The sequence below is a fragment of the Pseudocitrobacter sp. RIT415 genome (assembly GCF_003057695.2).
GTDB lineage: Bacteria > Pseudomonadota > Gammaproteobacteria > Enterobacterales > Enterobacteriaceae > Pseudocitrobacter > Pseudocitrobacter faecalis.
Genome location: NZ_QBJC02000040.1, coordinates 1 through 10,135 on the forward strand (window position 1 = coordinate 1; position 10,135 = coordinate 10,135).

The following is a 10,135-nucleotide window of genomic DNA, read 5'->3' on the forward strand; positions in this document are numbered from 1 at the left end:
TATAAAATCTTATCAATAACGTAAGTTACAAATAATAAGAAATGCCATAACCCCGTCAGGCGACGCATTATGAAACAAACAAATTCCTGGGGATTACAGAAGATTCAGGCACAGGGCATTACCGATAATACGGTTTACGCCACTGCCGGAACGCAGATTATTTTTACCGTCGCTGCCCCGTGGATGCCTGTTTTTGAGGTGGATGATGAAGCAGTCATTGCGCTCAGTCTAACCCGCCACGAAGAGGCATGGTGGATAATTAATCAATCTGATGAATATTGCTGTACGGTAAATGATCAAATCATCGAGCCGTATCACCGTATGCGCCTGAATGAAGGGGACCTGATTGAATGGGGGCTGTCCTCCTGGCGTCTTGTACGTGGCAATCCCCCCCCTCCTGCTCCACACGCGGATAAGACGACATCGCAGACTGCCGCTTCGCCGGAAACGATGACCGAATACCTGGACCTGGACTGGTTCAGGCAGCAGCATCAGTCTTCGCAAAACCCGTTCGATATCATTCCGGTTCATGGTGCATCCACCGCCGGAGGCGACCCGGAAACAGAGAACACCCTGACCCGGCTTTATCAGGAATACCGCGAGGCGTTGTTGTCCCCCGGTCAGGATATTCACCGCCAGGCCGATCCCTTTCCCTTTAACGGAGAGGCAGCCACGCAGGATCTGGCCTCATTGCGCGATCTGACGGCTGAAGCCGGTACATTGCAGGACATGGTCACCGGCGGGTTAAGCATTGACGCCATTCTCGATGTGCTGGACGCCACCGGTGAAAGTGAAACCGCTTGGCCTGCCGAAAGCACCCTCCCCGATATTCTGCATCTGCTCTCCCCGGAATACGTACCGGAAACGGCGCATAACACCGTTCTGCCCGACCTGACACGGAAAGAACATCGCATCATCGGCATTGACAGCCATTACCGGATAAACCCGGCGCAACAACACGGAGATCTTCCTCATGACAAAAAATAATGTGCTGCCTGCCTCACTGTCAGCACTGCTGCGGGATTATTCCTTGGCGGAAGGCATTCAGATGGCAGAGCAACAGGTCAGGATGCACCCGGCGCAGGCCTCCCACCGCCACAGCCTGTTTCAGTTGCTGTGTGTGACAGGCTGCTGGTCGCGGGCGCTGCAACAGATCCAGTTGTGCGCCCGGATGGACGCAAATTATACCCGCGAGGCGCAGATATTTGGGGAGTTGATCCGCTGTGAGATCTACCGCCAGTCCTGCTTTCAGGGGGAACAGCAGCCCGGTTTTATTCTTCCGCCGCCCGCCTGGATGGAGGATCTGCTGGCCGCCCTCGCCTGTAACGCCCGTGGCGAGACGCCGGAGGCCGATGCCCACCGCAGCCGTGCGCTGAATGCCATGACAGAAGTCAGCGGGCAGTGGAACGGCGGCACATTTGACTGGATAAGCGACAGTGATTCCCGTACCGGCCCGGTACTCGAACTGATCGCGGGCGGGGTATATATCTGGCTGCCATTTTCACAGATCCGCTCGCTGAAATCGCCGCAGCCTGCGCATCTGACCGATTTGCTCTGGAAACCCGTTAACGTCACACTACAAAATGGCGACACGCACAGCGCCTGGCTGTTTCCCCGCTACAGCGGCTCTGAAAATGCGCCTGACCCCCTGCGCCTGTGCCGGGAAACCGTCTGGCAGGACGGGCCGGGCGAGACGCTGGTACAGGCGCTGGGGCAAAAAGTGTGGCTCACCGGCCACGGCGATATCAGCCTGCTGGATTTGTCCACCTGTACCTTTAATACCTCCGGAGGAAGCGACGCGTGAACGCTTCCCGCCAGCGTCCGGCCAACCACCTGCTCCCCACGTTGTTTGACCGCCTGTGCGACGATGCGCCAGACCAGAAACGTGACCACGACATCAGCGTCAGCCCGGTACAGTTAAAAGAAATCATTCGCCGGGATTTGTCGTTTCTGCTTAACACCATCAGCCAAGAAGATGATATTGATGCCGCGCGTTACCCGCAGGCAGCAGCTTCCGTACTGAACTACGGCCTGCCGCCACTGGCGGGCAGCTTTCTGTATGAACACAAATGGGACGATATCCGCAGGGCTATTTTGCGCACCATCACCCGGTTTGAACCCCGCCTGAAAGCGTCCACCCTGCAAATCATCCCGCTCCAGGATGAACGCCGCCAGAGCGGTCATAACACACTACAGTTTGAAATTCGCGGCGAGATCCTCACACAGCCCTATCCCACGGCGTTTCGGGTACGCAGTGCGCTGGATATGGAGCAGAGCCGCATTACGTTTTTTTAATACAGAGGATGACCGATGGATCCACGGCTACTGGAATACTACAACCGCGAGCTGAGCTACCTGCGGGAAACGGGAGCCGAATTTGCCGCCCGTCATCCCAAAGTCGCTGCCCGGCTGGGGATGCAGGGAACGGATATTGCCGATCCGTATGTGGAGCGGATGATCGAAGCCTTCAGCTTCCTGACCGCCCGCACACAGCTTAAAATTGACGCCGAGTTTCCCCGCTTCACCCAGCGCCTGCTGGAAGTGGTCAGCCCCAATTACATCACGCCCACACCCTCGATGAGCGTGGCGCAGTTGCATCCCGATCGGGAGGAAGGCGATCTGGCGAAGGGCTTCACCGTCCCGCGCGATACTGCTTTTTTCTCCGCTATCCCGGAAGGCGAAAGTACCGTCTGCCAGTTTCGCAGCAGCCAGGATGTGACGCTGTGGCCGCTCGCCATCGAAGAGGCGCGCCTGACCGCCGCGCCGCCGGATATGCCCGCTCTGCACCGCTACCTGCCAGCTAACATTCACGTCGCCGGGGCGCTGCGCATTACCCTGCGCACCTTCGGTGAACTGACCTTCAGCCAGCTTGCCGGGCTGGACAGGCTGCCGCTCTATCTCTGTGGCGAGGAGCGCACGGCCTCACACCTGTTCGAACTGCTGCACACCAGCGCCATTGCCACCCTGGCAGGCATTCCGGGTCATTTTGACGGCGTACTGGATGTGAACCTGAAACAGCCCGTCATGTACGAGGGTCTGGAGCCGGATCAGGGGCTGTTGCCGCTGGCATGGAACGTATTCCACGGCCATAACCTGTTGCATGAATATTTTGCCTGCCCGGAACGCTTTTATTTTTTCACCCCAACGGGTCTGTCTGCCGGGTTACAAAAAATTCACGGCGGCGTGGCGGAGATTGTTATCTTACTGAACCGCCTGCCGCCGGACTGGCTGATCCACCAGACCAATGCGGCACAGTTCAGCCTGTTCTGCACCCCGGTGGTCAACCTGTTTCCCCGCGTCACCGCCCGGATCGATGTCACCCACAGCACGACAGAGCAGCACCTGGTGGTGGACAGGACCCATCCGCTGGACTATGAGGTGTTTTCGGTCCAGGAAGTGGAGGGGCTGGAAGCCGACACTACTCGGAAGATGACCTTTCGCCCGCTCTACCACACCCGCAATAACGATGAAGGCAACCACGGGCGCTATTTTTCCCTGCGCCGGGAGCCGCGCCGGTTGTCGGAAAACGCCCGCCGCTACGGCACCCGCACCCCCTATACGGGATCGGAGGTATTCCTGTCGCTGGTTGACCAGTATGAAGCGCCGTACCCGGAAAATCTGCGCCATATCACCATCACGGCCATGGTCACCAACCGTGATCTGCCCTGTCTTATTGCACGCAATGGCCGGGACGATCTGACCGTGGATGCGGCCATCCCGGTGGCGGGCGTGGGGCTGATCCGCCCGCCGCGTCCGCCGCAGCCTCCGCTGGCGGAACGGGAAATGGCCTGGCGGTTGATCCGCCAGTTATCCTTTAATTATCTGCCGCTGGCCGATCTGGATCACCGTACCGGCGGCCAGGCGCTGCGCGATCTGCTGAACCTGTTTATTCCGGCGCATGACAGTCCGCAATCACGCCAGGTACACAGCCTGATCGGCTGCAAAACAACGCCGGTCACCCGCCGTCTGCCCGGTTCCGGGCTGCTGGTCTATGGACGCGGCGTCAGTTGTGAACTGACCGTAGATGAAGAGGGTTTTTCTGGCATCAGCCCGTATCTGTTCGGGCTGGTGCTGGAGCACTATATCGCCCGTCATGTTTCCATTAATACCTTCTCACAGATGACGCTGCACAGCATGCAGCGCGGCAAAATTATGACCTGGCCTGTCAGGGCGGGACAGCGGGGAAGTGTATGAGCGACGATTTCACTCAGGCGCAGGAAAAACCCTGGCGTTACGGTTTTCTGAACCTGATGCGCCGCGTGGATGTGCAGTTGTGTACCGTCCCGGCAGGCAGTACCTGGCAACCACGGATGGAAAAATTTCGCCTCGGACAAACACCTGCTCTGACCTTTTCGCCACGGGAAATCGCCAGCGTAAGCTGGCAGGAAGGACGCCTGCACATCAGCCTGTACAGTCTCGGGCTGTGGGGGCCAAACGGCCCACTGCCGCTGCACTACACCGAACTGGCGCGCAACCGGACCGAAAGCCGCCGCGATCCGACACTGACCCGTTTTTCCGATCTTTTTCATCACCGCTGGCTGACGCAGTTTTACCAGGCATGGCACAGCGCCCAGTCCGCCGGAGGCGGCCTGGATAAACCGGAACATGACCGCTTTGCCTTTTATATCGCCAGCCTCAGCGGGCAGAATTTGCAGGAGAGTGCAGACAGCCCGTTGCCGGATCATGTTCGCCTGGCGGCATCGGCCCATCTGGTGCGTGAGTCCCGCAATCCGGATGGGCTGGCCGCCACGCTGGCGCACTATTTCGGCGTGCCTTTCCGGATACAGGAGTATGTCCTGCACTGGATAGCCGTGGCGGATGATGAAATCACCCGGCTGGGGATACCTGCTCCCTCTTCCGTTATTGGCAATGGCGCACTCATCGGCCAGGCCGTGCCGGACATGCAGTATAAGTTCCGGCTGATCATCGGCCCGCTGACGCTGGAAGATTACCGGCGTTTTCTGCCTGGCGGCAACAACCTGCCGGTACTGGCGGAACTGGTTCGCGCCTTCACCGGGTTTGAATACTGCTGGGAAATTGAGCTACAGCTTAAACCACACGCTGCCCCTCCGGCTGTTATCGGTGGTCCATACCAGTTAGGCTGGACCGCCTGGGCGGGTAAAGCCATGCACGACAAACCGGTAACGGGCATGATTTTCGAACCTGAACACTATCTGGCGCACTGAGGATAATTAAATGGATACATCCCTGTCTGACCCTGTTTCGACGGAATGCCCCTGCGGCCCGGATCTGGAGTACGATCCAGAGTACCTGCTGCTGTTCACCCGCGCCGCGCCGCGTGAAGAGGCGCAATATGGCGATTTTGTCAGTACGCCGGAAACCATTAACTGGGCGGAGCTTGAGCGGGATGCCCGCCGCCTGCTGACGCGCAGCAAAGATATCCGTATTCTGGTTGTCCTGCTGCGCTGCCGTATCCAGCAGGCCGGTGCCAGGGGACTGGCGGAGGCACTCACGCTGCTGGAAACGCTGTGCGCCACGTACCCGGACGCCATCCACCCACAACTGCTCGCGACTGAAGATACCACCGCCGAAGAGGCGGCTGTGGCACGCAGTAACGCCCTGTCGGCTCTGCTGGACCACGAAGGCATCATGGCGGATATTCGTGGTATCACGCTGTCAAACAATGTCGCCATGCGCCTTCAGGTACGGGATGTAGAGCGTTCGCTGTCTGCATCACGCCCGGCGGATGCGCTGGCGCCGGAATCGGTACGCCAGCAACTGGCCGACCTGGAAGCGCGTGGCGCACTGCCGCTGGACGCCTTTCGCCAGGCCGCAGAAGTCACTGAGCGGCTGCAACGCCATGCGCGTGAAACGCTGAATGACCAGGCACCGGACTTCTCCCGTCTGACGCAACTGCTGGCCCTGTTGCCGGGGGCGGTACAGACCACCACGCCGGAAATCCCGCTGCAACCGCAGGCGATTCAGCCGGAGAGCGCCGCCATCGATCATACTGAACAGATGCAGGCAGAGCACGTTGCGCCACCGGTGCATATCGCGGCGGGAATATCGCCGATGCCCGGCGCAGAACCCCGGCAAATCAGCGACCGGAACGACGCGCTGGAACGTCTGCGGGTCATCCGTCGCTGGTTTGAACACAGCGAGCCGAGCAGTCCGACCATTCCATTGCTGCGCCAGGCGGAACGTCTGGTGGGTAAACGGTTCTCGGAGGTGATCAATGAGATCCCGCCAGAACTGCTGGAGAAGTGGGATGCGCTGGAGTGATGCTAAACATGTTCAGGGCGATTTTCTCCGGGATTATCTGGACGGTAGCAGCATTACGCTGGCAGCTGCGCTGAATATTTCCCGTTCCCGGTTATCCCTTATTCTCAATGGACATGCGCCAGTGAAGGCTGATATGGCGCTGCGTCTGGCGGTACTGCTGAATACCCGCGCTAAACTGTGGGCGGGTATGCAGGCTGAGTATGACCTCTGGCAGGCGCTGCAAAAGCCACAGCCCATTATCCGGCCACTGCGGAGTTAACTCAGCGTTTTTACATTCACAAATTTTCGATTAGTTCAAGGGGAAACTCTATTTCCGGAAAAATGAGTTTCCCCTTTCTGCGCCAGAAATAACGGTGTAATCTCTCTCCTGCAATAAGCTGTCTGTTGACAGCCCCTTTGGCTTCATGGTCTGCAAGAAGCCCCTGATTTATCAGGACGACCAGCCCCCTGCTACCGGTACGACCTCCGCAATACCGGAACGCGAAAGCGTTTGAGGCTAATAGTACATACACCGGACGGCTTCATCGTCATCGCTTAACGGCAACAGTCTTCACCGGCTGCACGGCTTCTCTTTTCCGGAATTTTCCCGGCCCATTTACACCCTGCTGATTGCCAGCGCCCTTTACATGATGGACTGCGGCCTGCATTGCCGCCAGGCATTTGCTGCCGCGTGGCCGTTAACCTGCACCAGACTGTTAATTTTCAGCTCCTGCGCCAGACCAGGGCGTCAGTCGCTCACGCAGAGTGAGAGACTGACGCCCGCAGAAATATTCATCTGCACCAGCCATATCAACGGTTCCAGCCACTGGCGAGCTTCTGACGTCGCTTATTCAGCATTTATCTCAACCATTCATTCACAAAAGGAGAACATGAGCCAGTACCGGAGGGGGACCACCAGGACGGTCCGGGGGATGGCCTGCGAAAGCAGGCGGACGCTCTGAGAGCACAACCGATACCCCGCAAAACCTCAACAGCCGTCGCCCCGGCGCTCAGGTACTGCTCGCGGCCCCGACAAAAATCAGGGGCTATCGGCCTACGCGCCGGGGAAAGCTGTATCCGTTGTCTGTTGTGGTGTTGTGAAAATCAGGAGCGAGAGAAGAGGAAAAGCAAAATGGGTATGCTGGAAAGAGAGATGAAAAACCTGGCGCGAAGCACTGGCACACGGCGATACCCGGCTGACCGTGGTACTCGGCACCAAAGGCGGGCGGCCCCGCGACACCCTTATTCAGGATGCTGGCGCAGTTAAACAGGCGCTCGATAATGCCATTACGGTGGCTGAACAGCGTAACGGCAGGCTGATTGATGCCGCGAGCCTTAAACAGGCAATGAAATACTGGGGCAATCATACAAAACGTATGGGAATACTCCTCACATTCACTGCGCTACGCATGGGCGGAGGACGATATCCGCCGCTATCTGGCGCAGGGGGTAAACGGGTTTTGCTGGCGCATATTCAGATTATCCGGATAATTTATTATTTTCCCTGTCAGCATCTGGCGCATTATCCTTTCGTATCTGATGAGATCTCCGGGTGAAATTAATAACAGTCATTACCCGACATAAATTTGGGGAGGGAAATTTCCGTGCAATTACTATCATAATAAATTAATTCTGGTGCAAACTGTTATGACGCACTCCTGAATAAACTGTCTGCGCCAGAAAGGGAAAGGGCAATAAGGGTTAAGGGACGATAAGAGTAACAGCTCCTGACCAGAAAGGGCCAAAATCAAAGGGCCAGAAACTGGCGCAGTTCTGAATGGATAAAGCGGCGGGATGCTGGTGCAAATACCGGATTATCCGGGACGGGCGCAGATTATTTGTCTCTGTATATCTGGTGCAGTTTTCATGTATTCCAGGAAAAATTGTCCGGAATTTTATGGCGAAGATATTCTGGAGTATTAACGGGTAATTTCACTAAAATATCGTTTATTGAGTAACATTCCGGTGAGCTTTCACTGATGCATTTTTATCCTGAATTATCAGGAACCAGATGATTTTTGGCGTTTTGCAGACAAAAAATTAAAGCAGATCCCGGTCAGTCAGGGTCTGCTTTTCATTTTTAATATTATTCAGATAGCATTATTACGGCAGGGATTTATCATCCCCGTTATATCATCCTCGCCGCCACGGAGGCCTCACTGATCTGCCTTCCCCACCAGTCCATGCTCTCCACCCGCTGCGCCAGATGCGTTGAACGATCATAGGGCTTCAGCATTTTAAGCCCGTTATCTTTGTCTCTGGCATGGGCCAGAACGGCATCCACAACATCCGCCGGAAACCCGGCGTCGATCATTGCCGTACAGCCCAGCGCCCGGAAGCCATGAGAGACCAGTTCACCGCCAAACCCCATTCGCCACAGCGCCTTATTGACCGTTTCGCTGTTCATTGGCTGGCTGCGTTTCACCCTGCCGGGGAACACAAACGGCGAGTGGCTGCCCAGGATCTAATCTGCTCCACCACCGCGATAGCCTGCGGCGACAGCGGCACCTTATGCTCACGACGTTTCTTCATCCGTTCTGCCGGAATGGTCCAGAGTTTTTTCTCCGTGTCGATTTCACTCCACATCGTGCCCACCGCTTCACCGGGGCGCACCAGGGTCAGAAGCTGCCATTTCAGCAGGCAGCGCGTCATCAGCGCCAGGTTGGTGTTTTCAAAACGCAGCATCAGCTCAGGCAAACGTTCCGGGGGAATGGAAGCCATATGCTGCGTTTTTGGTTTCTCAAACACTTCACCAATGGTGGAGGCCAGGTTAGCATCCAGCAGACCGGAGTTAATGGCAAATTTCATGACCTCATTAATGCGCTGCATCAGGCGGCGCAGGGTTTCCAGCGCGCCACGCGCACGCACCGGATCAAGCGCCGCAATCAGGGTATACGCTTTCAGTTCCGTGACCGGCGTCTGCCCGATGGCCGGGAAAACATCTTTTCCAGTGATTTCCAGATATCGTCCGCGTGGACATCTGAAATGCCTCTGGTTTTTTTCAGCGCAAACCATTTTGTCGCCACGTTGATAAACAGGCTGTCAGTGGCGATTTTTTCCTGCGCTGCCGCTTCACTGGCCTGTTTGCCGGGATCAACGCCCTGAACCAGCAGCGCCAGCTTTTCAGCATGGAGTGTGCGGGCGCTGGCAAGCGACATAACAGGGTAATAGCCTAATGTGATGGTGGTGCGGGTGGTGGTGCCGGGGCGTTTGTAGCGAAAGCGCCAGATTTTTTTACCGGTAGTTCTGACGAACAGGGTCAGCCCCTGTCCGTCGAACAGTTCGTGATCTTTGGCAGCAGGTTTAGCCTTCTGGACTTCGGAGGCGGAAAGCGGGCGGGTAAGAACAGCCATGACAGTGAAAGAAGTGGCGGTAGTATCCTGTTTCCGCTGATATTTCAAGAGGAAACTGGAAATGGGCCTACAAATTTTTCGCCACCTGCCCATAGGCCCACCAATTGGCCTATTTGCATCAGATTCCATGATCTGTGATGGAAACTGTTGAGACGAAAAAAAACCGTATCCCTTTGACAGTGATACGGTTTTCTTACTTTATGAGATGTCTAAAAACACCCCGAGAACTGTAAGTGGCGGAACGGACGGGACTCGAACCCGCGACCCCCTGCGTGACAGGCAGGTATTCTAACCGACTGAACTACCGCTCCACCGAATTTCTTTGTCACTACCCGGATTTTCATCCTGGTTTACTGCAATTTGATGCCTGGCAGTTTATGAATCACTTTGTGATTCACCCTTCGGGCCGTTGCTTCGCAACGTTCAAAAGCTTTCGCTTTTGGCCTACTCTCTTATCGAGTAGCGAACTGCCTCAAAGATCAGTGCCATACTTCTTTATTTGATGCCTGGCAGTTCCCTACTCTCGCATGGGGAGACCCCACACTACCATCGGCGCTACG

8 protein-coding genes, 1 tRNA gene and 2 pseudogenes are annotated in these 10,135 nt (G+C 56.5%); 8 read left to right on the top strand and 3 right to left on the bottom strand.

Features of this window, described 5'->3' with window-relative positions; translation table 11 throughout:
- Positions 1 to 69 precede the first annotated feature (69 nt).
- The 8 genes and pseudogenes from tagK to DBY68_RS22490 form a co-directional block, all read left to right on the top strand.
- The gene (tagK, locus tag DBY68_RS22450) at positions 70 to 987 is read left to right on the top strand and encodes a type VI secretion system-associated protein TagK (RefSeq protein ID WP_112296211.1); all 918 of its coding nucleotides are present in this window, start codon (positions 70 to 72) and stop codon (positions 985 to 987) included.
- The gene (locus DBY68_RS22455) at positions 974 to 1,804 is read left to right on the top strand and encodes a type VI secretion system accessory protein TagJ (RefSeq protein ID WP_112296212.1); all 831 of its coding nucleotides are present in this window, start codon (positions 974 to 976) and stop codon (positions 1,802 to 1,804) included. The genes tagK and DBY68_RS22455 overlap by 14 nt, the downstream gene beginning before the upstream one ends.
- The gene (gene tssE, locus DBY68_RS22460; protein ID WP_112296214.1) at positions 1,801 to 2,295 is read left to right on the top strand and encodes a type VI secretion system baseplate subunit TssE; all 495 of its coding nucleotides are present in this window, start codon (positions 1,801 to 1,803) and stop codon (positions 2,293 to 2,295) included. Before DBY68_RS22455 ends, tssE begins: the two co-directional genes overlap by 4 nt.
- 15 nt (positions 2,296 to 2,310) lie before the next feature.
- Complete coding sequence (tssF, locus tag DBY68_RS22465) at positions 2,311 to 4,194, top strand: type VI secretion system baseplate subunit TssF (protein WP_112296216.1); 1,884 nt, start codon at positions 2,311 to 2,313, stop codon at positions 4,192 to 4,194.
- Positions 4,191 to 5,186: a type VI secretion system baseplate subunit TssG gene (gene tssG, locus DBY68_RS22470; RefSeq protein WP_112296218.1), complete on the top strand. Its 996-nt coding sequence runs from the start codon at positions 4,191 to 4,193 to the stop codon at positions 5,184 to 5,186. Before tssF ends, tssG begins: the two co-directional genes overlap by 4 nt.
- A gap of 10 nt (positions 5,187 to 5,196) precedes the next feature.
- Positions 5,197 to 6,243, top strand: a complete 1,047-nt coding sequence (locus DBY68_RS22475; RefSeq protein WP_112296220.1) for a type VI secretion system ImpA family N-terminal domain-containing protein — start codon at positions 5,197 to 5,199, stop codon at positions 6,241 to 6,243.
- Complete coding sequence (locus DBY68_RS22480; protein WP_112296222.1) at positions 6,230 to 6,502, top strand: HigA family addiction module antitoxin; 273 nt, start codon at positions 6,230 to 6,232, stop codon at positions 6,500 to 6,502. The genes DBY68_RS22475 and DBY68_RS22480 overlap by 14 nt, the downstream gene beginning before the upstream one ends.
- Positions 6,503 to 7,379: 877 nt before the next feature.
- Positions 7,380 to 7,677: pseudogene (locus DBY68_RS22490) on the top strand (integrase domain-containing protein); the annotation flags it as partial.
- Between the two features lie 673 nt (positions 7,678 to 8,350).
- Here DBY68_RS22490 and DBY68_RS23275 read toward each other — a convergent pair.
- The 3 genes and pseudogenes from DBY68_RS23275 to DBY68_RS22500 all read right to left on the bottom strand — a co-directional run bounded on the left by DBY68_RS23275 (position 8,351) and on the right by DBY68_RS22500 (position 9,886).
- Positions 8,351 to 9,237, bottom strand: a pseudogene (locus DBY68_RS23275) (tyrosine-type recombinase/integrase).
- Complete coding sequence (locus tag DBY68_RS23175; RefSeq protein WP_233503925.1) at positions 9,123 to 9,575, bottom strand: integrase arm-type DNA-binding domain-containing protein; 453 nt, start codon at positions 9,573 to 9,575, stop codon at positions 9,123 to 9,125. The pseudogene DBY68_RS23275 and the gene DBY68_RS23175 overlap by 115 nt, the downstream one beginning before the upstream one ends.
- 234 nt (positions 9,576 to 9,809) lie before the next feature.
- Positions 9,810 to 9,886: transfer RNA gene (locus DBY68_RS22500), tRNA-Asp, on the bottom strand.
- Positions 9,887 to 10,135 lie beyond the last annotated feature (249 nt).